Source organism: Allobosea sp., from assembly GCF_035999205.1.
GTDB lineage: Bacteria > Pseudomonadota > Alphaproteobacteria > Rhizobiales > Beijerinckiaceae > Allobosea.
Map to the genome: position 1 here is coordinate 242,897 of NZ_DASYHA010000018.1, position 26,029 is coordinate 268,925.

Genomic DNA, 26,029 nt, shown 5'->3' on the forward strand with positions numbered 1-26,029 from the left:
GAAGACCACATGACGATCAAGCGCAGCATCAAGACCCCGATCCAGAACCGCGTCGTCGAGACCGGCAACCTCGTCTTCGTCGGCGGCTGCATCGCCGATGACACGACCCAGTCGATGGGCCCGCAGACCGAAAACATCCTCGGCAAGATCGAGGGCTATCTCGGCGAGGTCGGCCTCGACCGCAAGGCGATCGTCGCCGCGCAGATCTACGTCACCGACCTCTCCCAGAAGAAGGAGATGGACGCCGCCTGGACCGGCTTCTTCGGTGACGAGCTGCCGACCCGCGCAACGGTCGGTGTCGCGGATCTCGGCGGCGGTGCGATGATCGAGGTGGTGGTCACGGCCAGCCGCGGCTGAGACTAGCCGCCGGCAAGCGGACCACCATGCCGGACGGCGTTGTCTGGTCCATTGTGCTCCGGCCGTGGCGTCTGCCACGGCCTTTCCGTGCATGACGGCGCGCAGGCGATCGCCGGGCGGCGCGGGCGCGGGCGGGGCGACGGCATCGGATCACGGCCGTCGGAGCGACATCGTCCTTTACCGAGTGGGTCTCGCCCCGCTCCAAACTCAATCTGGACATGAACCCGGACCCGGTTCGAGATGCCGGTCATCTTGAACCGTTCGCAAGGCGTAGCATGACCTTCCTCTTTGATGGCCCGGAGCAGGCCCGGCAGACCATCCTGCTCGCCCATGGCGCCGGTGCCCCGATGGATTCGGCGTCGATGTCCGCCGCGTCTGCCGTTTTGGGCAAGGTTGGATTTCGCGTGGCCCGTTTCGAGTTCGATTACATGGCCAGCCGACGCCATCAGGTTGGCCGCAGGCCGCCCCCGCGGGCGGACAAGCTGATTCCCGAGTATCTCGCCGCCGTGGCGGCCCTTGGCGCCGATGGCCCGCTCGTCATCGGCGGCAAGTCGATGGGCGGCCGGGTGGCCAGCATGGTGGCCGACGAGCTCGCAAAGTCGGGACGCGTCAACGGCCTGCTCTGCCTCGGCTATCCATTCCACCCGCCGGCCAAGCCCGCTGAACTGCGGACCGCGCATCTCATCGGGCTGAAGACGCCGACGCTGATCGTGCAGGGCACACGAGACGAATTCGGCGCGCGCGAGGAGGTCGCAGGCTACGAGCTTTCGCCGGCGATCGAATTCCTCTGGCTCGAGGACGGCGATCACGATCTGAAGCCGCGCAAGAGCGTGTCGGGGTTCTCAACGGCAGATCACCTCAGGACCATGGCCGAGACGGTTTCAGCATGGGCACGCCGGCTCACGATCCCGCAGGCATCCTGACGGACTTCGGCTATCTGGCTCCTGAACGCCGCCGACACGCGTCCGGAAGCGCCGCCGTTCGACTGGCCTATTTCCTCCGCGCGCGCTCGATCGCATTGATGATGGCCGAGGGGCTGTAGGGCTTGGGCACGACAACCTCGCCATGAAGGCCGGTCTTCGAAATGTCCCCCGTCGCGAACACCACGCAAAGTGCGCCTATCTGCTCTCTTGCCTGGTGAGCGAGTTCGACGCCCGATGCGCCGGGCAATTTCACATCGGTCACGAGCACCTCGACCGGATGGTCCTGCAGAATGGCGAGGGCCTGTTCGGCGCTGCTGGCCTCGAGTATCGAGAAGCCGGCATCCTCGAGGATGTCGCAGGTGTTCATGCGGATCAGCGCATCGTCTTCGACGATCAGAACGGTGCCGGGCTTCGCCAGTTCGGGTCCCGCGCCGCTGCCCGATGTTGTCGGCGCCTGCTCTGCCATGTTGGCAGAGCGGGCCTTCTGGCTCGAGAGCACCAGGCGGATCTTTCGTGCCAATGCCTCCCGGGTATAGGGCTTGGACAGCAGCTCCACGCCGACATCCAGGCGGCCGCCGTGAACGATCGAGTTCTCCGTGTAGCCCGAGGTGAACAGCACGGCGAGATGCGGCAGCCGCTCGCGTGCCAGCCGCGCCAGCTCGGGGCTCTTCAATTGCCCGGGCATCACCACATCGGTGAACAGAAGGTCGATGGGAACGCCGCTTTCGACGACGTGAAGCGCGCTCGTCGCATCGCTGGCCCGCAGAACGCGATAGCCGAGATCGGTCAGCAGCTCGATCACCGTAGCGCGGACCTGCTCGTCATCCTCGACGACCAGGACGGTCTCGGTTCCGCCGGCGATCGGGCTGTTGTCGACGACCGTCTCGACGGCTTCCTTCTGGAACGACCGGGGCAGGTACAGCCTGACCGTCGTGCCGTGGTCGAGCTCCGAGTAGATTTTGACGTGGCCGCCGGACTGCTTGACGAAACCATAGACCATCGACAGCCCGAGCCCGGTGCCCCTGCCTTCCGGCTTCGTCGAGAAGAACGGATCGAAGGCTTTCGCCAGCACCTCGGCCGACATGCCGGAGCCGGTGTCGCTGACCGCCAGCATCACATACTGCCCGGCCGCGACATCGCTGTGCCTGGCGGCATAGCTGTCATCGAGATGCGCATTGGCCAGATCGATGGTCAGCTTTCCCGAACCATTCATGGCGTCACGGGCATTGATCGCCAGGTTGAGCAGCGCATTCTCGACCTGAGTCGGGTCGATCAGGGAGTTCCAGAGCCCGCCGCCCACGACCGTCTCGATCTCGATTCCCTCGCCGAGGGTACGGCTGAGCATGTCGTCCATGCCGCGGACGAGTCGGCCGAGATTGACGACCTTCGGTTCGAGCGGCTGTCGTCGGCCGAAGGCGAGCAGCTGCGAAGCGAGCTTCGAACCACGCGCAACGCCCGTCATGGCATTGGCGATGCGGCGCTCGGCCTTTTCGTCTCCAACGACATCCTTGGCCAGCAGCTGCAAATTGCCCGAGATGACCTGCAGCAGGTTGTTGAAGTCATGTGCGACTCCGCCGGTCAGCTGGCCGATCGCCTCCATCTTCTGGCTGTGGCGCAGGGCCTCTTCGGCCGCGATCAGCTTCTGCGTGCGCTCGGCAACGATCTGTTCGAGCGTCTCGTTCAGCTTGGCCAGCGCCAGCTCCGCCTGGCGCCGGGCTGTGATATCCTGAAACAGGACCGCGACCTGCCGCTTGCTCTCCGGCTCGATCCGGATCGCCGCCAGTTCCAGGAATCGGCCGGTGGCGACGAGCTCCTGCTGAAAGCGGATCGGCGTGCCCGTGCGCAGGACCCCGCCATAGCGTTCGACCCAGGCATCGGCCTCGGCGCCCACCATCTCCCGGAGTTTCTGGCCGACGACATTCGGAATCCCGGCATGCCGGGCATAGGCGGCATTGGCCTCGACATGGATGTAGTCGCTGTCGGGACCGTGCGGGCCATCGAAGAACTCGATGATGCAGAAGCCTTCGTCGATCGCGTCGAACAGGCCCTTGTACAAGGCCGTGCTCTCGGACAGCCGCCGTTCGGCCAGGCTGCGCTCGGTCGTGTCGCTGCCCTGCACGAAGATGCCGGTCACGTTGCCCTGCGGGCCGACGAGCGGCTGGTAGACGAAATCGAGGAAGCGCTCCGCAGTCGGTCCGCTAGGCTGGGACTGGACCACGAACCGCGCGCCTGCCGCGGTGTAGGCTTTCCCGGTCCGGTAAACCTCGTCGAGAATCCGGACAAAGCCCTGGGCATCCGCTTCCGGAAGCGCCTCGGAGACGGTCTTTCCGATTACGTCGCGGCCACCCACCAGCTTCAGATAGCTGGGATTGGCGAGCTGGAAGCGATGGTCCGCGCCCTGCAGCACCGCCATGAAGGTTGGCGCCTGGTCGAACATCTCGGTGAGGAACGAGGCGATATTGACGTCGCTGGCGGGCAAGGCCGTTATCCTGAGAACAGAGCGGTTGGTCGGTCGTACGGTATCTGCGAGCCACGGCAAAGCGGCCTGCGCCTTGCCGCGATCGTCTAGTGCCGGAACATCCGTTGCTGCACGCGCTTGAGGTCCGATACGAAGCGAGCGTACTCGCGCAATCGGGCCTCCTCATCCCGCAGCCGCAGAAGAAAGGATGGGTGGACGGTCGCGAGCAGCGGTGTGCCGTCTTCGAGAGCGAGCTCGTGGTCGCGCATGCTCGCCAGCGAGCCCGCATGCCCGGTCAGCGATCGCAGGGCGGTCGCACCGAGAGCGACGACGAGTGCGGGTCTCACGAAGCGAAGTTCGAGATCGAGCCAGAAGCGACAAGCCTTGATCTCACCGACATTCGGCTTTTCGTGGATGCGGCGCTTGCCGCGCAGCTGGAATTTGAAGTGCTTGACTGCGTTGGTCACGTAGGCGCGGTCGCGGTCGAGGCCAGCCTCCCGCATAGCACGGTCGAACATCTGGCCGGCAGGCCCAACGAAGGGCCTGCCGGCGAGATCCTCCTGGTCGCCGGGCTGCTCACCGACGAAGAGCACCGGTGCATCCAGCGGGCCTTCTCCGAAGACCGTCTGCGTGGCGTGGCAATGCAGATCGCAGAGTCTGCAGCGTTGCGCCGCAGCGGCCGCATCCTGCCAGGACATGATCGCGGGTTCATCGGCCGGGGCCTCGGGTCGATGCCGAAGCTGCCTGACATGTCGTTCGGGTGGCTGCGTCGGAGCGCGCATCACCATATCCTCTGCTCGCCGGGCGGCGCTTGCGATCAAAGGCACAATCAATTCGGCCTCGGGTAGGTTCCGCCAGTACTTCACCGGCATCTCGCTTTTCATCGCCTTGGGCTTGAGGCGCGCCGGATTGAAGATGCTGGCGTAATAGGTCAGCCAGTAGGCCTCCATGGCATCGCCGTCCGGGGCCTCGGCCTTGTGGGCTGCGGGACCGAACTGCAGGGCCTTGCCATCCCAATGCAGCGAGCCCTGCGGCGTCATGATCGACCAGGTCATCCCCGCGAAGCGTGCGGTGAAGAAGGCCGCTGCCCGTTCGAGGATGAAATGCTCGGGCTCGAACCAGGCGATGAAGGGACCGTCCTCGCCCGCGCCGGCCACGGCCCTGAAGCGCACGAACGCGGTCATCTTGTGCAGGTCGCGACGGACCGAGCGAGCCATTGCCGCGGCTTGCGCGACATCGCGATCGACGCTGTCTTCAAGCAGGCGCGGCTCTCTTTGCAGGCGCAGCAACAAGCGATGCAGCAACGCGAAACGGCCGGAATCCCGATGGCAGATGACGCTTTCGGCGAGTTCGAGAAAGCGCCTGGGCACCGTGAGCGTCAGGGTGCCGTCGCCCTCGGGCAGCATGGCAACCACCGCAGCGAACAGCCCGGCCTCATCCTGGCCCGTCAGCCAGGTGACGGCTTCGGGCTTGATGCCCGCCAGTGCCAGCCTGCGTGCCTCGCGGCGCCAACCCGCGAAATCGGCTGGCCCGCTCAGGCGGGCCGCTATCACGGGAACAGCGTCAACTGCCGCGGCGCCGGCATGAGCCGGGCCCGCAGGTTCGGGGCGTCGAGGGCGCTCGGGCGCCAGCCCTCCGCCACGATGAAATGCCGGATCGTCGAGAGCGAGCGCGCGAGCCGCCCGATATCGTCCAGCCTGAGCCGGCGGAACCGGCGCGAGGCCAGGATGCGGTCGACGCTGCGGGTGCCGAGCCCGGGCACGCGCAGCAGCGTCTCGCGATCGGCCCGATTGACGTCGACGGGAAAGCGGCCACGCTCCCGCAGCGCCCAGGCGAGCTTCGGGTCGATCTCCAGATCCAGCATCTCGTCTTGCCCAAGGATGTCCTCGGTCGCGAAACCATAGAAGCGCGTCAGCCAGTCCGCCTGGTAGAGCCGGTGCTCGCGCATCAGCGGCGGCGGCTGGAGCGGCAATTGGCGCGAGGCATCCGGGATCGGGCTGAAGGCGGAGTAATAGACGCGCTTCAAGCCGAAGCTGCCATAGAGCCAGGCGCTCCTTTTGAGGATGTCTGCATCGCTCGCTTCATCGGCTCCGACGATCATCTGCGTACTTTGCCCGGCCGGTGAGAAGGCCGGCGCCTTCGCGCTCCTGTCCCGCGCCTCGCGCGCTTCGTCGATCTTCAGCTTCAGCCCGCCCATCGCGCTCTTGATCTCGCCGGCACGCTTCTCCGGGGCGAAACGCGAGAGCGCCGCCTCGCTGGGCAACTCGACGTTCATCGACACACGGTCGGCGAAGAGCCCGGCACGTTCGATCAGGTCGCGGCTCGCACCGGGGATGAGCTTGAGGTGGATATAGCCGCGGAAGGCATGCTGCCGGCGCAGTGTTTCGGCGACGCGAACCAGTTCCGCCATCGTGTAGTCGGCCGAACGGATGATGCCCGATGACAGGAAGAGCCCCTCGATATAGTTGCGCCGGTAGAAATTCAGCGTCAGCGCGACGACCTCCTCGACCGAAAACCGCGCGCGGCGGACATTGCTCGACGATCGGTTGATGCAGAACACGCAATCGAAGCTGCAGAAATTCGTCAGCAGGATCTTGAGCAGCGAGATGCAGCGGCCATCCGGCGCATAGGAATGGCAGATGCCGGCGCCCGTCGTCGAGCCGAGCCCTTTCCCGTCGCGCGAATCCCGTTTCGTGGTGCTGCTCGACGCGCAGGAGGCGTCGTACTTCGCGGCGTCGCTGAGGATCTCGAGTTTCTCCAGAACCGATAATTGCGCCATCGCCTTTCCTTTTGTTCTTTATATGTTCTTAACGCGTTGCCGCTCGAAATTCAAGCCAGCGGGCTGGATGGCCGCATCTGCGGACGGTGTCTGCGACGAGATCCGCTATGAAAGCAGAACGTTTTCCGCTGATGCTGCGTTATAGCGATGTCGATACGGGCCGATTCTGGATGCTGGCGGAATGATTGAGATCAGAAGTTTCCTGCGCGACGAGACGGGTGAGCTCCATCGCGAGCTGGATGCCATCGTTGGCGTCTTTTCGAGTCGCGCCGCATATGCCCGCTTCCTGCAAGGCACGTTTCGTCATCGTGCGCCGGTCGAGGCGGCATTGCTGGGGGCGGTTGCCCAGCCTTCATCCTGGCGGCCTCGCAAGCTCCTGCCCGAGCTGAAGGCGGACCTTGCGGACTTGGCAATCCCGCTGCCGGAGGCCGAACCTTTCTGCCTGTCAAATGACATGGCTGCGTACCTGGGCGCTGCCTATGTTCTCGAAGGTTCGGCTCTGGGGGCCCGCGTGCTCGTGAAGGGCGTCGATGTTCTCGGGTTCGGGCCTGAATTCGGAGCGCGCTATCTTTCGGCCCAGGCAGGCTCGCTCGATAGCTGGCGGACGCTTCTGCCCGCGCTCGAAGGCCTCGACCGGCAGGCCTGGGACGTTGCGGCGCAATCGGCCCGGACCGTATTCTCTCACGCCATTCAGGCCTTCACATCGGAAGAACTCTTGCCTGCATGACGACCGTTGACCTGACGAACTGCGATCGCGAGCCGATCCACATCCCCGGCAGCGTCCAGTCCCATGGCTGCATGATTGTCTGCGATGCGGAGGTGGTGACGATCAGGCGCCATTCCGCCAATGCCAGCGCCTTCCTTGGTCTCAAGGAGTTCGAACTCGTCGGCCGCAAGCTCGAGGAGGTCCTCGGCGGGCCGGTTGTGCACGAGATTCGCAATGCGCTCGCCCGCTCGGGAGCACCGTCGCGCGCCGGATTGATGCCGCGCTATCGCATGGCGGCGCCAGACCGCGAATTCGACATCTCGATCCATGCCTTCAAGGGCAATGCCATCATCGAGTTCGAGGCGAGCGTGCCGGCCGGGCCGAGTTCGCCCCTGGAATTCGCGCGGACGTTGGTTGGCCGGCTTTCGGACGTCACGACGCCAGCCCAGCTGATCAAGAATGCGGCGCGCCTGCTCAGGGGGGTGCTCCAGTATGACCGGGTGATGATCTACCAGTTCGCGCCGGATGGTTCGGGCAAGGTCGTCAGCGAAGCGAAGCGCCCGGATCTGGAGAGCTTCCTCGGCCAGCACTTCCCGGCCAGCGACATCCCGCAGCAGGCGCGGCAGCTCTATCTGCTCAATCCGATCCGGGTCGTCTCGGATGCGAGCGGCGAGAACTTTCCGATCACCCCAGTCCTCGATGGCGCAGGCGAACCGCTCGACCTGTCCTACGCCCATCTGCGCAGCGTCTCGCCGATCCATTGCGAGTATCTGCGCAACATGGGCGTCTCGGCCTCGATGTCGGTGTCGATCATCGTCGACGGCGCGCTCTGGGGGCTGATCGCCTGCCACCACTACAGCCCGCGCTCGCTCTCGATGAATCGCCGCATCGCGGCGGAGATTTTCGGGGAGTTCTTCGCCCTCCAGCTCGGCGCTCTGACCCAGAAGCAGATGCTGCTCGCGGCTGAGCGGGCCCGCGACTTCCTCAACGGCCTGCTGGCCTCGGCATCCCACGTGACGGATGCCTCCAGCTTCCTCGGCCAGCACCTCGCCGCCTTCCGCAATCTCGTCGAGAGCGACGGCGTCGGCGTCTGGGTCCAGGGCGAGTGGCGTGCCGAAGGCAGCGCGCCGCCGGCCGAGTTCGCCGAGGAGCTGGCGGCCTTCGCCGGCGAGGTCTGCGAGGGGCGGATCTGGGCGACGACGGCGCTGGCCGAGGCGCTGCCTGCGGCACGCGAGCATGCCGATCGCTTCGCCGGGCTGCTCGCCATCCCGCTGTCCCAGATTCCGCGCGACTACCTCTTCTTCTTCCGCAAGGAGCTGGTTCACACGATCGAATGGGGCGGCGACCCCAACAAGACCTACACCTCTGGGCCCCATGGCGATCGTCTCACGCCGCGGCAGAGTTTCGCTGTCTGGAAGGAGACGGTGGCCGGACATTCGAAGATCTGGACACCGGTCGAGCGCGAGCTGGCCGAGTCGGCGCGCCGGACCCTGATCGAGGTCGTGCTGCGGCAGAGCGAGCTTCTGGCGGACGAGCGGAACAAGGCGGAAATCCGCCAGAAGATGCTCAACCAGGAGCTCAACCACCGGGTCAAGAACATCCTGGCGCTGATCAAGTCGATCGTGGCGCATCCGCTCGCCGAAGGCGCGACGATCGAGGCCTATGTCTCGTCGCTGAAGGGGCGGATCGAGGCGCTCGCGCTCGCCCATGATCAGGCCATGCGCGCGAGCGGGGGCGGGTTGCTGCTCGACCTCGTCGACGCCGAAGCCTCGCCCTATCGCACGAGCGGCGGGACGATCACGGTGCGCGGGCCGGCCGTCGCTCTCGACGCCCGCGCCTTCTCGGTCGTCGCCCTCGTGATCCACGAACTGATCACCAATGCCGCAAAGTACGGGGCCTTGTCGGTCAAGTCGGGCGAACTCACCATCGACTGGTCGGCCAATGCCGCGGGCGATTGTGAGATCGTCTGGCAGGAGCGGGGAGGCCCGCCGGTCGTGGCACCGTCGCGCCAGGGTTTCGGCAGCATCCTGATCGACCGCAGCATTCCGTTCGATCTCGGTGGCCGAAGCGAATTGGCCTTTGCGCCCGACGGGGTGACGGCGACGCTCTGCATCCCCTCCCGGTTCGTGCGCTGGACGGAGACCGCGAGCGCGCCTGCGGATGCTCCCGCGCCTGTCCGGGGCAAGCCCGGCCGGCCGCTCGAAGGCAAGCGCGTGCTGCTGGTCGAGGACCAGTTCATCATCGCGATGGATTGCGAGGATATGCTGGCGACGCTGGGAGCGAGCCAGGTCGAGGTCTGCGCGAATGTCTCCGAGGCCCTGACGTTCCTGGGCCGGACGGTGCCGGATCTCGCGGTCCTCGACGTCAATCTCGGCTCGGAAACCTCCGAGCCGATCGGCAACCGCTTGCGCGAGCTCGGCGTGCCCTTCGCTTTCGCGACGGGCTATGACGATCTGGCACTTCTGGGCGTTGCGGAGGCTGTCACGCTGCGCAAGCCCTACAACCTCGCTTCGCTAGAGGGAGCGCTGCGGAAACTTCTGGGGGCCGGCTAGCCTTCGAGCCTGTGGTGGCGCCTCAGGCCGCCTCTGAATTCGGGGCACTACGCCGTTGATGGCGTGCCCGCAGCGTGACTGGTCGCGCCAACCTCCAGCAAGACGACCTCGCAGCGCTCTTCGAGCGCGGTCGGGCAGCGTTCGACACCGTGCGGCACGACGATGAACTCGCCTTCTTCGATGATCTCGTCGCGGTCGCGGAATTTCATTAACATCCGGCCCTTGTGGACGAAGAAGACCTCGTCCTCGCAGTTGTTGAAATGCCATCCGACTTCGCCTTCGAACTTGGCGAGCTTGATCTGCAGATTGTTGACCCCCGCAGCGATCTGCGGCGGCCATGTGTCGGAGAAGCGGCCGAACGCGCTGTTCAGGTTCTCCTTGTGGAACGGCGAGATGTGCCGGTTGAGCAAGGCGACATCGCGGATGATGGTCTTGAGCTGGCTCGGCACGTCCTTGCCTTCGGCCGGGTAGTTTCCGTCGAGCGCGGCCGTGCCGATGGTGAAGCCGGCGGCCCCGGCTTCCTTCAGCGCAGCGATCCGGCCGGGAGTGTCGATCGACCCGGCGACATAGACAGGCTTGGCCACGGCGGAGCAGACGGCTTCGATCAGCGCCGGGACGTTCTCATGGGAGCGATAGGCCAGCAGGTCGAGCCCGTGCACACCGTCGCGTGACGCCAATGCCCGCGCGCTGGCGACGATCTCGTCGATGCTTCCTTCCAGAACGCTCGGATGTCCGGAGATCGTTCCCGGGAACGGGCAGTATTGGATCGTCGTGCCGGCGATCAGCGGCAGCACGTCATCGACCCTCGTGCCCCCGAGCAGAATGTCGATGCCGATCTCGACTGCGGCCCTTGCCGACGCGATTTCGCTGTCGCGATCGAGCGAGACGACTTCGAGATAGGAGGTCGCGCCACCGGCCTTGATGGCGCTGTTGAGCGCCTTCAGCTTGTCGAGCGGCAGGCCGATATCCTTGAAGCCGATATGCCGGACGCCGAGGGCCAGGGCCGTCCGAAGCTGTTCCATAGCGTCGGCGACCGTGCGGTCGTTGCGCGTGAGCATGAAGATGAAGCGAAGGCCCATCGGACACCAGTTCCCTTCCGCTTGTCCGGACTGCGCGGCGAAGCGCCGCCCTGCGTCCGTGACTATGCTGGCTCAATCTGCGCTTTAAGCAACCGCTGGGCGCTTGGCGGGGCTGCGGCTGACGCTCTTTGAGCCGATCGGACGCCCCCCTATCAAGGGGGGCTGAAATCCTTTCTTTCGTTCTGACGGCCGGTCCTTGATGAACTCTCGCGTTTCCCCTGGCCGTCGCCCCGAGGCTTCGGTCGGCATTGGTCAGCCCGTTCCGCGCCAGGAGGATGCGATCCTCGTGCAGGGGCAGGGGCGTTACACGGACGATCTGAACGTCGAGAAGCAACTCTTCGCCGCTTTCGTTCGCAGTCCCCATGCGCACGGCCATCTGCGCGCCGTCGATGGGACCGAGGCGCGAGCGATGAAGGGCGTTGTCGCGATCTATACCGCGGCGGATCTCGACGGCCAGGGCTACAACGCCATCCTCGCGCCGGCCGATGTGCCGGGCCGCGACGGCGTCCCGATGCGAAAGCCGCCCAGGGCGGCCCTGACGGCCGACAGGGTCCGCTTCGTTGGCGACCCCGTCGCTGTGGTCGTCGCCAGGACGGCCGATCAGGCCCGCAACGCCGCGGAGGCGGTCGCGCTCGACATCGATGTCCTGCCCGCCGTGACCGACGCCGAAGAGGCGCTGCGCGCCGACACCGCGCAGCTCTATGATGATGTCCCCGGCAACCTGATCGTGGATTACCGCTTCGGCGACGGCGAGAAGGTCGCTGCAGCCTTTGCCGGGGCCGCGCATGTCGCCAAGCTGCGGATCGTCAACAACCGCGTCATCGTCAACCCGATCGAACCGCGCGCCGCGATTGCGAGCTTTGACGGCAAGTCGAAGCGCTACACGCTGCATGCGCCGAGCCAGGGCGCCTTCGGCATGCGCAACAACCTGGCCGCGGCGATGGGCGTGAAGCCTGCCGCCATGCGCCTGGTCACCGGCCATGTCGGCGGCTCCTTCGGGATGAAGTCCGCCGTCTTCCCGGAATATGTCGCGCTTCTCCACGCCGCCCGCATGCTGAAGCGCCCGGTCAAATGGACCGACCAGCGCTCGGAGAGCTTCGTCTCGGATCACCATGGCCGCGACATGGTTTTCGAGGCCGAACTGGCGCTGGACGCCCGCGGCCATTTTCTCGCCACGCGCTTCAAGGGCATCGCCAATATGGGCGCGTACCTCACGCCCGTCGGCGCGATGATGCCGACGATGAATGTGGGGAAGAACTCGATCGGCATGTACCGGACGCCGCTCGTCGAGATCCAGACGCGTTGCGCGGTGACGAATACGCCGCCGATCGGCGCCTATCGCGGCGCGGGTCGCCCGGAGGGCAACTATTTCATGGAGCGCCTGATCGACACGGCGGCCCGCGAGATGGGAATCGACAGTGCGAGCCTGAGACGGCGCAACCTGATCCCGCCCGCCAAGCTGCCCTGGGCCACGCCGATCGGGACGGTCTATGACAGCGGCGATTTCCCGGCACTCTTCGAACGGGCGCTCGAAGCCTCCGACTGGAAGGGTTTTGCCGCGCGGCAGAGGACCAGCCGCAAGGCGGGGCTGCTGCGCGGGCGCGGCATCGGCTGCTATCTCGAGGTCACGGCGCCACCGACCAATGAGATGGGCGGGATCCATTTCGCCCCGGACGGCAGCGTCGAGATCGTCACCGGCACGCTCGATTACGGCCAGGGTCACTGGACGCCCTTCGCCCAGCTCCTCACCAGCCAGCTCGGCGTGCCCTTCGACCGGATCAAGCTCATCCAGGGCGACAGCGATCTGCTGATCGCCGGCGGCGGCACGGGCGGGTCCAAGTCGCTGATGGCGAGCGGCTCAGCCATCATCGAGGCGAGCGATCTGGTCATCGAGAAGGGCAAGCTGCTGGCCGGCCACTTCCTCGAGGCCAACACCGCCGACATCGAATTCGCGGCAGGCCAGTTCGGCGTCATCGGAACCGACCGCTCGATCGGGATCATGGACATCGCGGCTCGCCTGCGCGCGGGCGCTGCAGTTCCCTCGGACCTGCCGCAGTCGCTCGACGTCGATCATGTCTTCAAGGCGGCCCCTTCGGCCTATCCGAACGGCTGCCATATCGCCGAGGTCGAGATCGATCCGGAGACCGGCCATGTCGAGGTCGTGCGCTATGTCATGGTCAACGACTTCGGGACCGTGGTGAATCCGATGATCGTCGAAGGGCAGCTCCATGGCGGCGTCGTCCAGGGCATCGGCCAGGCGCTGTTCGAGCGGACGGTCTATGATGACAGCGGCCAGCCGATGACCGGGTCCTACATGGACTACGCATTGCCCCGCGCAGCCGATGTCCCCATCTTCTCGTTCATGAGCCAGGGCGTGCCGACCCTGACCAACCGGGTTGGCGCCAAGGGTTGCGGCGAAGCCGGTTGCGCCGGCTCGCTGCCCTCGGTGATGAACGCGGTCGTCGACGCCCTGACGCCCTATGGCATCAGGCATCTCGACATGCCGGCGACGCCTCAGGCGGTCTGGCGGGCGGTTCAGTCCGGACGGAACTGATCGACGCCAACGGAACCCGGTCGAGCGTCAAAGGGTTTTCCTCCGAGGAGGATTGCACCATGGCGAAAGAGCGCAATCGCATGACCGATGCCCCGGCGACCTACCACACGGCCCGACGGCCCGGTCAGTCGGGAGGCGAAACCGAGCATCGGGCCGGCCCGAACCCTCGCTCGGCCCATCCGACGGGACCGAATGCGCCTTACGAGCCCTGGGATCGCGAGGGCATCGCAGCAGAGAAGCACCATTCCGACCCGGTCGCCGACACGGCGATGAGCGAGGGATCGAAGCCGCCCGCCAGCGGCACGATCAAGGTCGTCGATCTGCGTTCAGACCCTCTTCGCCAATCTGGTGAACCAAAGACCCGCTCGCGCGTTTCCTAGGTTCAGCCACAGCGAAGATGGAGGATCCAATGGATTGGAGCCGCGTCGAAGGAAACTGGAAACAGCTCAAGGGCAACATCAAGGAACAGTGGGGCAAGTTGACGGACGATGATCTCGACATCATCGCCGGCAAGCGCGACCAGCTCGAAGGCAAGATTCAGGAGCGCTACGGGCTTGCCAAGGATCAGGCGAAATCCGACGTCGATACTTGGTACAATCGTCAAACCTGGAATCACTGACGATCGAGCAAGCTCGCCCTCCAGCGAATGCTCTTGTCAGTGAGGGCCCGGCGTCTTCCAGGAGGGCGCCGGGCTCATTGTGTGAGCTGTCGGAAGTCGGCAGCGCCCGGCACGGTGCCCCTGGGCTAGCGCTCGTGACCGTTGGAACATTCCGCCTCGCGCGAGCTTCTTCAGGGACAGGAGGAAGCCATGCAAAAGCCTCGCGAAAATCCGGCGTTGCTCGAGGACGAGCGCAAGCCGCTCACGCCTGCAGAGAGCCCACTGGAAGCCGATCCCATCGCGACCGGCCGGCGTGTCAGTGATCGCACCAATGTTCACGATGAAGGCAGCGACGCCAACGACACGCCAGACGGACTGACCGAATTCGAGGAAGCTGTCCGGCACGCCGCCGAAGACATTCCGACAGGCAGCTCGCTGGCCGGCCCCACCGAAGCCATACCCGTGTTCGATCGCGCTGCGCTGCCGCCGAGGGTTTGACGGCTGCCCGCTTCATCATCCGGATCCGGCGGGCATCCGAGAGGGTGAAACGCGGCAGGGTACCGATCGAAGCCAAATCAATCACCGTCTCTTCAAGAGACGGTGTGTGCTTGTCCGGCACATTCGCGAGCACCTGCGCTCAGACGATCGCGTCAGGTCGCATGGACGCCCACGAGCCCGAGCCAAGGCCGGAAACGCTTTCAGCCTTGTGGCGTGACTGATTCCGGAGCGCGCGCTTGAGCGGGAGAGGGGGAGGGGGCCGTCTTCGGCTTGCCCTTGGAATTGCCGCCCCTGAGCATGTCCCAGCTATTGGGCTGGCTGACGCTGCGCTTGAGATAGGCGACCGTCGCCGCCGCTTCGGCCGGGCTCTGGTCCTGTTTCGCCAGCGTCTCGGCCTCGCCGAAACGACCCTGAAGTCCCAACACCAGCACCAGATTCTGTCGCACGCGTGAGTCGCCGCTTCCGGTGGCAGCCGCTTCGCGCAGGACTCGCTCGGCCTCGGGCAGTTGTCGCGAGAGCGCGAGCGAGAGGCCGAGATTGGACAGCACGGTCGGCTCGCCCGGCGCGATCTTGAGCGCGGCCTGATAGATTTGCTGGGCCCGGGCATGCTCGCCGAGCTGGTCGGCGACGGTACCCTGCGCCGAGAGGATGCGCCAATCCGGCCGTTCCGGCGAATGGGCCCGCGAGAGCACCTCATCGGCTTCCTTGAGGCGCCCGTTGTCGGCCAGCGATCGGCCATAGGCGCCGAGCATCTCGCGATCGTTGGAGTGGGTCAGAACGGCGCTCTGCAGCACGGCGAGGGCCTGCGCGTTCTGGTCGAGCGCGCGGAGCGCACGCGCATAGTTGAAGGCCGCGTCGCGATCCTTCTGGTTGGCCTCGTAGCGCTTGCCCCAGCGCTCGCTCTCCGCATGCCAGTCGGCGGAGGTGCGCGGCTGCGTCGTGCTCTTGTTGATCGACCCCGTGATGTCGCCCAGCCCGCCGCGGCCCTGGCAGCCGGCCAGCGCGAGCGCGGCGAGGCAGACGCTCAGTCCCAGCCCCGGCGCGGAGAAGCGGCGCGCGGAAGCGGAAGGGTGACGGCGCATCCGAAACATGGAAGACAGATGACTGGAAAACATGAGTCTCATCGCCTTGCCACGATGGAAGCTGCGGTTCCTCCGGTGATAAAACGTTAACCCTAACGCATCCTTAACCGGCGCTCGCCACCCCTCCCGACCACGGAACAGATCCTCGTGAACAGCCTCATCGTTCAAGCGTCGCCGGCTGCCGTTCCGGTTCATTGCGTGACGAAGCCGGGGCTGCCCGCGCTTCTTGCGGAGCTTTCGCCCGTGAGCCGGCGCTTTGCCGAGGCACAGGGCTTTGCCGGCAAGCCTGGCCAGCATCTCGTCCTGCCCGATGCCTCCGGCGCGGTCGCGGCAGTGCTGCTCGGCGTCGAGGCGGGCGATGTCCGGCGGCGCGATCCCTTCGCTCCGGGGCGACTCGCCACCTCGCTGCCCGCCGGGGACTATGCGCTGCGGGGAGAGGTCGGCGATCCGGCACTCGCGGCACTCGGCTGGTTGCTCCAGGGCTATGCTTTCGGGCGCTACCGCAAGGCGGCCCCGGCCACGGCGCGGCTGGTCCTTCCCGACGGCGTCGACGGCGCGGACCTGATCCGGATCGCCACATCGGTCGCGCTCGCGCGCGATCTGGTGAACACGCCTGCCAACGACATGGGCCCAGCCGAGATCGAGACGGCAATCCGCGCGCTTGCCGCCGAATGCGGTGCCACGGCCACGGCGATCGTCGGCGACGAGCTGCTCGTCCGCAACTTCCCGATGATCCATGCGGTCGGCCGGGCTTCGCCGCGTGCCCCGCGCTTGGTCGATCTCGTCTGGGGCGATCCGGCCCATCCACGGATCACGCTCGTCGGCAAGGGTGTCGCCTTCGACACCGGCGGACTCGACCTCAAGACATCGGCCGGCATGCTGCTGATGAAGAAGGACATGGGCGGTGCGGCCGCGGCGATCGCGGCGGCGCGCATGATCATGCTGGCGAAGCTGCCCGTTCGCCTGCGCCTGCTCGTGCCCGCCGTGGAGAATGCCGTCTCGGGCTCCTCCTTCCGTCCCGGTGACGTGCTGGCCAGCCGCAAGGGCCTGTCTGTCGAGATCGGCAACACCGATGCCGAGGGCCGGCTGATCCTGGCCGATGCGCTTGCTCTGGCGGATGAGGAGGCCCCGGAACTCCTGATCGACTACGCCACGCTGACCGGTGCCGCCCGGACCGCATTGGGCCCGGAGCTGCCGCCCTTCTACACCCATGACGAGGGGCTCGCGGCCGAGATCGCGAGGCAGGGCGAGGCCGTCAACGACCCGGTCTGGCGCATGCCGCTCTGGCCGAACTACGAGCGCATGCTCGATTCCCGGATCGCCGACCTCAACCATGTTTCCGGCGGGGCCTTCGCGGGCTCGGTGACGGCGGCGCTGTTCCTCAACCGCTTCGTCGAGAAGTCCGCGTCCTATGCCCATTTCGACATCTATGCCTGGAATCCGTCGTCGAAGCCCGGACGACCGGAGGGCGGGGAATGTCAGGCGGCGCGGCTGACCTACGCACTGGTCAGGCAGCTTTACCCGGCCGGTTAAGCCTGTCGCCAGAAGCCGATTGCGCCTTCGCGTATGCGGGACAATGATACGGACCCGTAACGATCGGGACCGCGCGCGCTCATGCCCTTGGAGATCAGGCCTTCTCAGGCGCTCAAGCTCTGGCGTCAGGTGCATCTCGATCTCGTGCGCGACGGGCAGGCCGATCTCTCGGCCCGCCAGACGGCGATCCTGCTGACGATCTATCTGGAGCTGCCGCCGCATACCGTGCGTGGCCTGGCCGCGCAGCTCGGCGTCACCAAGCCGGTCATCACCCGCGCCCTCGACACCATGGGCAAGCTCGGCCTCGTCACCCGCAAGCGCGACGAGTTCGACCGCCGCAACGTCGTGATCCAGCGCACCGTCGCGGGAGCGCTCGCGGTCGAGCGGCTGGCGGATCTCGTCGTCGAACATGCCCGCGAGATCGGTGGCGGCTGACCGGGAGCGCGTGGCGCTGCCGGGCCGTCGGGACTATGGTCGCGTCGTCCGTCGGGGAATCACCATGTCTCGGAAGAACCGCCTCGGCCGCCTTGCCGGCCTCGCCGCCCTTGTCCTGAGCGGCGGTGCCTTCGCGGCCCCGCTCGGCGCGCCGCCCTATTCCGCGCGCGGTCAGGAGCCGGGCTGGCATCTGACGGTCTCGCAGGACAACATCGTGCTGGAAATGGCGGCCGGAGAGCGGTTCCAGGCGCCGACGCCAAGGGCGCGCCGGACCGGCCGGCGGGCCCGTTACGACATCGTCTTCGGTGGCCGTCCGTCCCGGGTCGCTATCGAGCGCAGGCTCTGTCATGACACGATGAGCGGCATGCCGCATCCCGACAGCGTGGCGATCTTCGGCCTCGGCGCGGTGCTGCGCGGCTGCGGCGGCCTGCCGCGCGATCTGCTCGGAACCGATGAGTGGACGGTGACGCAGATCGGCGGCAAGCCCGCCCTCGCCAAGGCCGGCGCGACGCTGCAATTCCTCGAGGACAGCGCGCTCGTCGGCAAGGCGTCGTGCAATCGCTTCCGGGCCACGTTCAAGCTGACCGGCGAAGGGCTCTCGATCGGCCCCGCGGCAGCGACGATGATGGCCTGCGAGCCGGCGATCATGCAGCAGGAGCAGGTTCTGCTGCGCCAGCTCGAGGGCGTCGTCGGCTTCGATATTCGCCCCAACGGCAATCTCGTCCTCAAGGGGAAGGCTGGCGAGGCACTCGTTGCCCGCCGTCGCTGAAATGGATTCGTGACACATGACCAAGATGCTCGACGGCAAGACGTTCGACCGCCGGACCACGCCCGCCCGCCCCGATCTCGCCGCGCGCCGTCTGGAGGGGCAGGTCGAGGCGAGGACCTTCGTCGATCCCGTCCCGATGCGCGTCGCCGCGCCGTCGGCGCCGCTGCGCCGCGAGCCGCGTCCGGACGCCCCGCTCGACACGGAGGCGCTCTGCGGCGAGCGCGTCGATGTCTATGAGAGCTTCGAGGGCTGGGCCTGGGTCCAGCTCCGCTCGGATGGCTATGTCGGCTATCTCCCCGACGATGCGCTGCGTGGCGATGCGCTCGCCCCGACGCATCATGTCAGCGCGCTCAGGACCTTCGTCTATCCCGGCCCTTCGATGAAGCTGCCGCCGCTGGCGGCGCTTTCGCTCGGCGCGGGCGTCACGGTTGTCGGCGAGAGCGGGGATTTCGCCGTGCTCTCGGAGTTCGGCCGATACGCCAACGGCTATGTCTTCGCCGCTCACGTCGCCGCGGTCGAAGCGCCGGCGCCTGATTTCGTGACTGTGGCCGAGCGCTTCCTGAACGTGCCCTATCTCTGGGGCGGCAAGACCAGCCTCGGGCTCGACTGCTCGGGGCTGACGCAGCTGGCCCTCGCCGCGGCCGGCATCGCTTCGCCGCGCGATTCCGACATGCTTGAGGCCGGCATCGGCACGGCGCTGGACTTCGACGACAGCCTGCAGGGCCTGAGGCGCGGCGATCTCGTCTTCTGGAAGGGCCATGTCGGCATCCTGACCGATCCCGAAACCCTGCTCCATGCCACCGCCTATTCGATGACCGTGATGAGCGAGCCGCTGCGCATCGCCCGCGATCGCATCCAGGCGAAGAGCTTCGGCGCGATCACGAGCATCCGGCGCTTGGGCTAACCGAGTCCCTTCAGCCGATACAGCGCCTCCAGCGCCTGGCGCGGCGTCATCTCGTCGAGGTCGAGGCCGTCGAGCGCAAGTCGCAGCGGGTCTTCCGCCGGCAGGGCGGGCGTCGGCGCGACTCGCCGGGGCGGTGCCGCAAAGAGCGGCAGGTCGTCGACCAGCGACGCGACGGGCTTCTCGCGCTCGCTCTTTTCCAGCTCGCCGAGAATGGTACGGGCCCGGTCGACCACGGCCGGAGGCAGGCCGGCGAGCTTGGCGACCTGGATCCCGTAGGAGCGATCGGCGGCGCCCGGAACGACCTCGTGCAGGAAGACGACCTCGCCGTTCCATTCGGTGACGCGCACGGTCGCATTGGTGATGCGCTCCAGTCGGTCGCCGAGAGCGGTCAGCTCGTGATAATGCGTCGCGAACAGGCCCCGGCAGCGATTGATCTCGTGCAGATGCTCGATCGCGGCCCAGGCGATCGACAGACCGTCGAAGGTCGCGGTGCCGCGCCCGATCTCATCGAGGATGACGAGCGCGCGCGGTCCGGCCTGGTTGAGGATCGCGGCGGTCTCGACCATCTCGACCATGAAGGTCGAGCGCCCGCGCGCCAGGTCGTCGGCGGCGCCGACGCGCGAGAACAGCCGATCGACGATGCCGATATGCGCGCTCGCCGCCGGCACGAAGGCACCCATCTGGGCGAGCACCGCGATCAGGGCGTTCTGCCGCAGGAAGGTGGATTTACCGGCCATGTTGGGGCCTGTGATCAGGCAGATACGGCCGCCCTTCGCCCCAGGGCCTGGTGGAGACAGCTCGGTTTCGTTGGCGACGAAGGGCTTGCCGTCGCGCTTCAGCGCCGCCTCGACGACCGCGTGTCGACCGCCGCTGATGGTGAAGGCCTCGCTCGCGTCGATCAGCGGCCGGTTCCAGCCCTCCCGCGCGGCGAGCTCGGCAAGCCCGGCCGCGACATCGATCTCGGCCAGCGCCGCCGCAGCCCGCTTGATCGCTTCGGAATGGCCGAGGACATCCTCGCTGAGCGCGGCGAAGATCCCGAGTTCGAGCTTGAGTGCGCGGTCGGCCGCCGAGGCGATCTTGGCTTCGAGCCCCCCGAGCTCCACGGAGGAGAAGCGCATCGCATCCGACATGGTCTGCCGGTGCACGAAGGTTGCCCGCCAGGGTTCCTTCAGAAAGTCCTCGCCGGTGGCCTGCGGCACCTCGACGAAATAGCCGAGCATCGAGTTGTGCTTGATCCGCAGCGTGCGGCAGCCGGTCTCCGCGGCGTAGCGCGCCTGCAGCTGCGCGATCACCTTGCGTGAATCGACCTGCAACAGCCGCAACTCGTCGAGGGCCGGATCATGCCCCTCGCGCACGAAGCGGCCGTCGCGGCGGTTCAGCGGCAGCTCGTCGGCGAGCGTCGCCTCGAGTCGGGCCGGCAGGTCGGGGTCGACCTCGGACAGGGCGCGCGCTGCCTTCGACAATTCGGCCGGCAAGGCAGCCCGGCCGAGCAGCATGGCCACGATCGCGCGCGCGGCACTCAAGCCGAAGCCCAGCGCCGCCAGATCGCGCGGCCCGCCCCGATCGAGCGACAGCCTTGCCAAGGCGCGGGAGATGTCGGGGACCTTGGCGAGCGCGGATTGTAGATCCTCGCGCAGCGCACCGTCCGCAACCAGCGCCTCGACGGCATCGTGGCGCTCGGCGATGGTCGACGGGTCGGTCAGGGGACCGGCCAGGCGCTCGGCGAGCAGTCGCGCCCCGCCCGGCGTCACGGTGCGGTCGATCGCGGCCAGCAGGCTGCCGCTTCGCTCGCCCGACAGCGTCCGTGTCAGTTCGAGATTGGCCCGCGTCGCAGCGTCGATCAGCATCGTGGCCGAGCCGGCGTCCCGCACCGGCGGCGAAAGCGGTGGGCGCGCACCGAACTGCGTGCGCTCGACATAGGCCAGCGCTGCGCCGGCAGCCGCGACCTCCGCCCGGCTGAAGCTGCCGAAGGCGTCGAGCGTCGCGACGCCGAAGAAGTCCTTGAGCCGCCGTTCGGCCGAGGCCGCATCGAGCCCGTCGCGCGCGAGCGGCGTCACCGGAACTCCGATCTCGCGCCAGAAATCCTTCAGCTCCGGATCGTCATGGATCGCATCCGGGCAGACGATCTCGCGCGGCTCTAGACGGGCGAACTCGATCGCGAGCCGCTCCTGCGGCGCCTCCATCACGCTGAAACGCCCCGTCGAGATGTCGATCGCGGCGATGCCGTAGAGAGCGCTGGCGTCGCCGAGCTTGCGCCGCGCCACGGCAACCAGCAGGCTGGCGCGACCAGGTTCGAGCAGCCGTTCCTCGGTGATCGTGCCGGGCGTGACGAGGCGCACCACATCGCGCCTCACCACGGATTTCGGGCCGCGCTTCTTGGCCTCGGCCGGATCCTCGACCTGCTCGCAGACCGCGACGCGGTGTCCGGCCGCGATCAGCCGCTGCAGGTAGTCGTCGGCGCGCTCGACCGGCACGCCGCACATCGGGATGTCGTCGCCCTGATGCTTGCCGCGCTTGGTCAGCACGATCCCGAGCGTGCGCGAGGCGATCTCGGCATCACTGAAGAACAGCTCGTAGAAATCGCCCATCCGGTAGAACAGCAGGCAGTCGGGATTGGCGGCTTTGATCTCGACATACTGCGCCATCATCGGCGTGACGCGGCCGCTCTCCTCCTTGGCGACGGCAGGGGGAGCGACGGGCGGATCGACCCGTTCGTGATGAGGAGGCAGGGTGCGGTGCATGGCTCGCGGACGCTAGCGTCTCGGCCCAGGCTTGGGAACCGCAGAGCCGCTTCGGCGCTCTGCTCGCCGATTTTTGGTGTGGATGCGGGTCAGGAAGGCGCTGGCCCGACAAGGTTTAGCATTCGTTAGCTGCAGCCGGCGTAGATGTTGGATGGATGCCGTCATTGGCCGCAGCGGGCAAGCCCATATGCTACTGGAACTGACCAGGGGTCTTGGTTACCTCATCGTCGCTGCGGTGCTGGTATCGCTGGCGACGCAGCGGCTCGGCGACCATCACAGGCTGCGCCAGGTTGTCGTCGGGCTCGTGCTCGCGGCAGGTGGCTGCGCCAGCATGCTGGACGCGATAACCGTACAGCCTGGCATCCTGCTCGACTTCCGCAACATCGTCGCCGTCCTCGCCGGCCCGCTCGGCGGCCCGCTCGCGGCGCTCGTTTCGGCGATCGTGCTGTCCGCATTGCGGCTTTACCTTGGCGGGGGTGGCACGATGGCGGGGATCGCCGGCATCGTGCTCTGTTCGGCCATCGGCGTGGTCTATGCGATCAGGCTTCAGCGAGACGGACGGATGGTGTCCCTGGCCGGGCTGTTCGGCCTCAGCCTCGTCGCAGCCTGGATGCCGGTGGTGATGATCCTGCTGCTGGTCCCGTTTCCGCGAGCTTCGGTCCTGATCATGACCTTGTCCGGACCAGGCACGACAGTCGTCAATGTCCTGGGCACTTTCCTCGTCGGCTATATCATGAGGAACGACCAGCAGCGGGTCGAGGCCCTGCTGCGCCTCGAGGCTTGCACGGCCAACATGCCCGGTGTCCTCTACCAGAAGATCTTGCGACCGGATGGCTCGATCCAGCACAAGCTCGCGAACTCCAAGATCGAGGACTTCCTCGATGTGACGCGCGAAGAGGTCGAGCGCGATCCGACCAGCTGGCTGCGCTGGATGGTGCCCGAAGACCGTGAGTTCCTCGCGAATGCCAATGCCCAGGCCGCCGCTGAGAGGACGCTGAAGCCGTGGCGGTTCGAAGGACGTCACCGGCGTGACGATGGCTCGATGATCTGGCTCCGGACCGACGCGGCCGCGCGGCGCCTGGCGGACGGCTCGATCTGCTGGGACGGCATCATGACCGATGTCACGGCGGAGCGGACGCTCGAGCAGCGGCGGCTCGAATTCGACGATGAGCGCAAGGCGGCCCTCGGCAACCTCGCCTCGCAACTCGAGGTGACGGTCGGCAAGGCGCTGCAGGATGTCGCGTCTTCTGTGCGCGGCATGTACGAGGCGGCGAACGAAATGGTCGGCAGTGCCAACAATACGGCGCTGCGCGCCGGCGAGGTCACGCGCGAGGCGGATGTCGCGTCGCGGCGCGTCAGCAGCGTCGCGGTCGCGGCGGAGGAGATCGAGGCCTCGATCCGCGAATTGACGCGCCAGACCGCCCATGCCGACCAGACGGTGCGCGATGCGGCGAGCTATGTCCGCTCCACCCGCCGCGACGTTGCCGGTCTCGGCGAAGCCGCCGACAAGGTCAGTTCCGTGCTCGATTTCATCGAGGACATCGCTGCGCGCACCAATCTTCTGGCCCTCAATGCGACGATCGAGGCAGCCCGTGCCGGGGCGGCGGGGCGCGGCTTCGCCGTCGTCGCCGGCGAGGTCAAGAACCTGGCCGAGCAGACCCAGAAGGCCACCCGCGACATCGCCGAGACGCTGCAGGAGATTCGCGGCGCGGCGGCGACCGCCTCCGATGCCGTGGCCCATATCGAGGGAACGATGACCACGATCGAGCAGACATCGGGTGCGATCGCCGATGTCGTCAGCCGGCAGGCCGACATCGCCTCGACGATCACGGCCGATGCTCAGGCCGTCGCGGGCAGCACCAGCGCCGTCACGACCAGCGTCGGTTCGGTCGCGGACGAGGTCTCCGTTACCGGCGCCGCCGCCGAGCGCGTTCTCGGCGTCGCTCGCAAGGTCGATGAACAGACCGCCTCGCTCGACCGCTATGTCGGAGAGTTCGTGGGCAGTCTGCGCCGTCGTCTCTAGTTTTTCATCGTGTAAACGCCGGTCACGTTAGGAAGGCGTTCAGCAATCGCGGCCATGGTTGTTCGATCGTTAACCGAGCCGGCTCGATGTTGCTGTTCGTCACCCTGATCGAGAGTCTGTCGTTCATCCTGCTGGCAGCGCTGGCCGTGATGGTCATCACGGCGCCTCTCGAGCGCTATCCGCTGGCCCGCCGGCTCGCGATCGCGCTGCTGTTCGCTGGCGCCGGCCTGTTGAGCATGGTGCATCCTTTCGTGTTGCAGCCGGGCGTGGTCGTGAGCTCGCGCAACATCGCGGCGTTGCTCGCCGGAGCCTTTGGCGGGCCGCTGGCAGGGGTGCTGGTTGGCGGCACGCTGTCGGCCTACCGCTATTTCGAGGGCGGCGGCGGTACGGTCGCGGGCATTTTCGGCATCGTGCTCTCGACGCTCGCCGGTCTTGCGATGCACTGGCATATCCAGGCGCGACGGCGTCCTCCTTCCCGCAGTGACGTCGTGTGGCTGGCCCTCGCCAGCGGTCTGGTCCTGCTGCCTCCAATCCTGCTGCTGCCCAACCGAGGCATGATGTGGGCCGTGCTGACCGAGGCATTTCCGCCTGTCCTCGTGATCAACGTCATCGGCACGGTGCTGGCGTCAGTTCTGATCATCGTCGATTCCGAGCGGCGCGAAACGGGCTATCGCTTCAAAACCCTGGCGCAGCGCGTCCCCGGTACGCTCTATCAGCGCATCCTGAGCCCCGAGGGCACGGTCAGTTATCGCTTCGCCTCCTTCGGCCTCGGCGAACTGCTCGGGATCAAGCAGGAGGATGTCGAGCGCGACGCTCGCGTCTGGATCGACAGGATGATCCCGGAGGACCGGGTGCGTTTCGAGGAGGCCTGCCGGACAGGCTTCGACGAGAAGGACAATTGGCGGCTCTACCTGCGCTATCACGGCAAGGACGGCTCGATTGTGGCCATGCGCAGCGAGGCGACCATGCGTCGCCTGCCCGACGGAACCCGGATCTGGGACGGCATCCTGTTCGACGTCACTGATGAACGGACGCTCGAAGCCCGCCGCGCGGAGCTCGAAGAGGCGCGCAGGAGCCAGCTCGACGAGCTCGCGGGCCAGCTCGAGGTCACCGTCGGCAAGGCGCTCCAGGATGTCGGGCAATCGGTCCGCGGCATGCACGAGGCCGCAGGCGCCATGACGCGTAGTGCGGACAACACCACGCAACGTGCCGTCGCGGCGGCGCGGGAAGCGGAGAGCGCCTCGAGCCGCATCGGCAGCGTCGCGATCGCGGCGGAGGAGATCGAGGCTTCGATCCGCGAACTGACCCGACAGACCGAGCATGCCGATCTCGCCGCTCATGATGCCGCGAGCTATGTCCGCGAAACGCAGAGCGACGTCGCGGGCCTGAACGCTGCCGCCGACAAGGCGAGCGCGGTGCTCGACTTCATCGAGGATATCGCGGCCCGGACAAATCTGCTCGCGCTCAACGCCACGATCGAGGCCGCACGAGCCGGAGCGGCCGGTCGCGGCTTCGCCGTCGTCGCCGGGGAGGTCAAGAACCTCGCCGAGCAGACGCAGAAGGCGACGCGCGACATCGCCGATACGCTGCAGGAGATCAGGGCGGCAGCGGCGACAGCGTCCGGCGCCGTGGCCTTCATGGACAAGACCATGAGCGATATCGAACAGAGCTCCGGCGTGCTCGCGCGCGTCGTGAACCGGCAGGCGGACATCGTGTCCTCCATCGCGGCCGACGCTCAGGCCGTCGCCGGCAGCGCGATCCTCGTGACGAGCAATGTCGGCTCCGTCGGCGACGAGGCGCGCGTGACGGGCGAGGCCGCGCGTCTGGTCGTCGAGGCGGCGCGGACGGTCGAGCAGCAGACCGGCGCCCTCGACAAGTATGTCGGCGATTTCGTCGCCAGCGTGCGCAGCCGCCTCTGACGGCTTCACCCCGACTCGCGGGGCTCATCTTCAACCCGGCGGCATGAGCGTTCGTCATCAGCGCGGCTTGTGGGCGCGCGGGGGCTTGCCTATGGTCCGCGTCCCCCCAGGAAACGCTC

At 66.9% G+C, this 26,029-nt stretch carries 20 protein-coding genes; 14 read left to right on the top strand and 6 right to left on the bottom strand.

Translation table 11 applies throughout. From position 1 onward, the window contains the following. Nucleotides 1-9 precede the first annotated feature (9 nt). Nucleotides 10-357, top strand: a complete 348-nt coding sequence (locus VGN82_RS07240) for a Rid family hydrolase (protein ID WP_327526321.1) — start codon at nucleotides 10-12, stop codon at nucleotides 355-357. A gap of 275 nt (nucleotides 358-632) precedes the next feature. Beyond that, a complete protein-coding gene (locus VGN82_RS07245; RefSeq protein ID WP_327526482.1) occupies nucleotides 633-1,280 on the top strand; it encodes an alpha/beta hydrolase family protein in 648 nt (215 codons plus the stop codon). A 67-nt stretch (nucleotides 1,281-1,347) separates the two neighbouring features. Here VGN82_RS07245 and VGN82_RS07250 read toward each other — a convergent pair whose 3' ends face one another. The 3 genes from VGN82_RS07250 to VGN82_RS07260 all read right to left on the bottom strand — a co-directional run bounded on the left by VGN82_RS07250 (nucleotide 1,348) and on the right by VGN82_RS07260 (nucleotide 6,517). After that, nucleotides 1,348-3,759 (bottom strand): response regulator, encoded by a 2,412-nt coding sequence (locus tag VGN82_RS07250; protein WP_327526322.1) that lies wholly within the window; start codon nucleotides 3,757-3,759, stop codon nucleotides 1,348-1,350. An 86-nt stretch (nucleotides 3,760-3,845) separates the two neighbouring features. After that, on the bottom strand, nucleotides 3,846-5,291 hold the full coding sequence (locus VGN82_RS07255; protein ID WP_327526323.1) for a UdgX family uracil-DNA binding protein: 1,446 nt from the start codon (nucleotides 5,289-5,291) through the stop codon (nucleotides 3,846-3,848). Beyond that, nucleotides 5,288-6,517: a putative DNA modification/repair radical SAM protein gene (locus tag VGN82_RS07260; protein WP_327526324.1), complete on the bottom strand. Its 1,230-nt coding sequence runs from the start codon at nucleotides 6,515-6,517 to the stop codon at nucleotides 5,288-5,290. The genes VGN82_RS07255 and VGN82_RS07260 overlap by 4 nt, the downstream gene beginning before the upstream one ends. Nucleotides 6,518-6,698: 181 nt before the next feature. Between VGN82_RS07260 and VGN82_RS07265 the strand changes: the two genes are divergently transcribed. Together VGN82_RS07265 and VGN82_RS07270 are read left to right on the top strand one after the other, a co-directional pair. After that, nucleotides 6,699-7,244 carry a biliverdin-producing heme oxygenase gene (locus tag VGN82_RS07265; RefSeq protein WP_327526325.1) on the top strand — a complete coding sequence of 182 codons (546 nt, stop codon included), beginning with the start codon at nucleotides 6,699-6,701 and terminating at the stop codon, nucleotides 7,242-7,244. Then, entirely contained in the window at nucleotides 7,241-9,775 is a 2,535-nt protein-coding gene (locus VGN82_RS07270) for an HWE histidine kinase domain-containing protein (RefSeq protein WP_327526326.1), read from the top strand. The genes VGN82_RS07265 and VGN82_RS07270 overlap by 4 nt, the downstream gene beginning before the upstream one ends. 47 nt (nucleotides 9,776-9,822) lie before the next feature. On the opposite strand, the gene VGN82_RS07275 is transcribed toward VGN82_RS07270, so the two are convergent. Further along, nucleotides 9,823-10,854 carry a cupin gene (locus VGN82_RS07275; protein ID WP_327526327.1) on the bottom strand — a complete coding sequence of 344 codons (1,032 nt, stop codon included), beginning with the start codon at nucleotides 10,852-10,854 and terminating at the stop codon, nucleotides 9,823-9,825. Between the two features lie 199 nt (nucleotides 10,855-11,053). Between VGN82_RS07275 and VGN82_RS07280 the strand changes: the two genes are divergently transcribed. The 4 genes from VGN82_RS07280 to VGN82_RS07295 all read left to right on the top strand — a co-directional run bounded on the left by VGN82_RS07280 (nucleotide 11,054) and on the right by VGN82_RS07295 (nucleotide 14,504). After that, a complete protein-coding gene (locus VGN82_RS07280) occupies nucleotides 11,054-13,408 on the top strand; it encodes a xanthine dehydrogenase family protein molybdopterin-binding subunit (protein WP_327526328.1) in 2,355 nt (784 codons plus the stop codon). Between the two features lie 80 nt (nucleotides 13,409-13,488). Beyond that, entirely contained in the window at nucleotides 13,489-13,788 is a 300-nt protein-coding gene (locus VGN82_RS07285) for a hypothetical protein (RefSeq protein WP_327526329.1), read from the top strand. Between the two features lie 29 nt (nucleotides 13,789-13,817). Beyond that, entirely contained in the window at nucleotides 13,818-14,027 is a 210-nt protein-coding gene (locus tag VGN82_RS07290; RefSeq protein ID WP_327526330.1) for a CsbD family protein, read from the top strand. Between the two features lie 189 nt (nucleotides 14,028-14,216). Continuing rightward, nucleotides 14,217-14,504: a hypothetical protein gene (locus VGN82_RS07295; protein ID WP_327526331.1), complete on the top strand. Its 288-nt coding sequence runs from the start codon at nucleotides 14,217-14,219 to the stop codon at nucleotides 14,502-14,504. A gap of 200 nt (nucleotides 14,505-14,704) precedes the next feature. On the opposite strand, the gene VGN82_RS07300 is transcribed toward VGN82_RS07295, so the two are convergent. Beyond that, a complete protein-coding gene (locus tag VGN82_RS07300; protein WP_327526332.1) occupies nucleotides 14,705-15,586 on the bottom strand; it encodes a tetratricopeptide repeat protein in 882 nt (293 codons plus the stop codon). 147 nt (nucleotides 15,587-15,733) lie between these two features. Here VGN82_RS07300 and VGN82_RS07305 point away from each other — a divergent pair, with 147 nt between their 5' ends. The 4 genes from VGN82_RS07305 (at nucleotide 15,734) to VGN82_RS07320 (ending at nucleotide 19,227) form a co-directional block, all read left to right on the top strand. Continuing rightward, complete coding sequence (locus tag VGN82_RS07305) at nucleotides 15,734-17,119, top strand: leucyl aminopeptidase family protein (protein WP_414644217.1); 1,386 nt, start codon at nucleotides 15,734-15,736, stop codon at nucleotides 17,117-17,119. An 81-nt stretch (nucleotides 17,120-17,200) separates the two neighbouring features. Then, nucleotides 17,201-17,554 (top strand): MarR family winged helix-turn-helix transcriptional regulator, encoded by a 354-nt coding sequence (locus VGN82_RS07310; protein WP_327526333.1) that lies wholly within the window; start codon nucleotides 17,201-17,203, stop codon nucleotides 17,552-17,554. A gap of 64 nt (nucleotides 17,555-17,618) precedes the next feature. Continuing rightward, the gene (locus VGN82_RS07315) at nucleotides 17,619-18,323 is read left to right on the top strand and encodes an META domain-containing protein (RefSeq protein WP_327526334.1); all 705 of its coding nucleotides are present in this window, start codon (nucleotides 17,619-17,621) and stop codon (nucleotides 18,321-18,323) included. 16 nt (nucleotides 18,324-18,339) lie between these two features. Then, complete coding sequence (locus tag VGN82_RS07320) at nucleotides 18,340-19,227, top strand: C40 family peptidase (RefSeq protein WP_414644219.1); 888 nt, start codon at nucleotides 18,340-18,342, stop codon at nucleotides 19,225-19,227. Here the strand turns inward: VGN82_RS07320 and mutS are convergent. Beyond that, complete coding sequence (gene mutS / locus VGN82_RS07325) at nucleotides 19,224-21,968, bottom strand: DNA mismatch repair protein MutS (protein ID WP_414644220.1); 2,745 nt, start codon at nucleotides 21,966-21,968, stop codon at nucleotides 19,224-19,226. The genes VGN82_RS07320 and mutS overlap by 4 nt on opposite strands. Before the next feature lie 151 nt (nucleotides 21,969-22,119). Between mutS and VGN82_RS07330 the strand changes: the two genes are divergently transcribed. Both VGN82_RS07330 and VGN82_RS07335 read left to right on the top strand, forming a co-directional pair. After that, nucleotides 22,120-23,991, top strand: a complete 1,872-nt coding sequence (locus VGN82_RS07330; RefSeq protein WP_327526335.1) for a methyl-accepting chemotaxis protein — start codon at nucleotides 22,120-22,122, stop codon at nucleotides 23,989-23,991. 86 nt (nucleotides 23,992-24,077) lie between these two features. Next, nucleotides 24,078-25,910, top strand: a complete 1,833-nt coding sequence (locus tag VGN82_RS07335; RefSeq protein WP_327526336.1) for a methyl-accepting chemotaxis protein — start codon at nucleotides 24,078-24,080, stop codon at nucleotides 25,908-25,910. Nucleotides 25,911-26,029 lie beyond the last annotated feature (119 nt).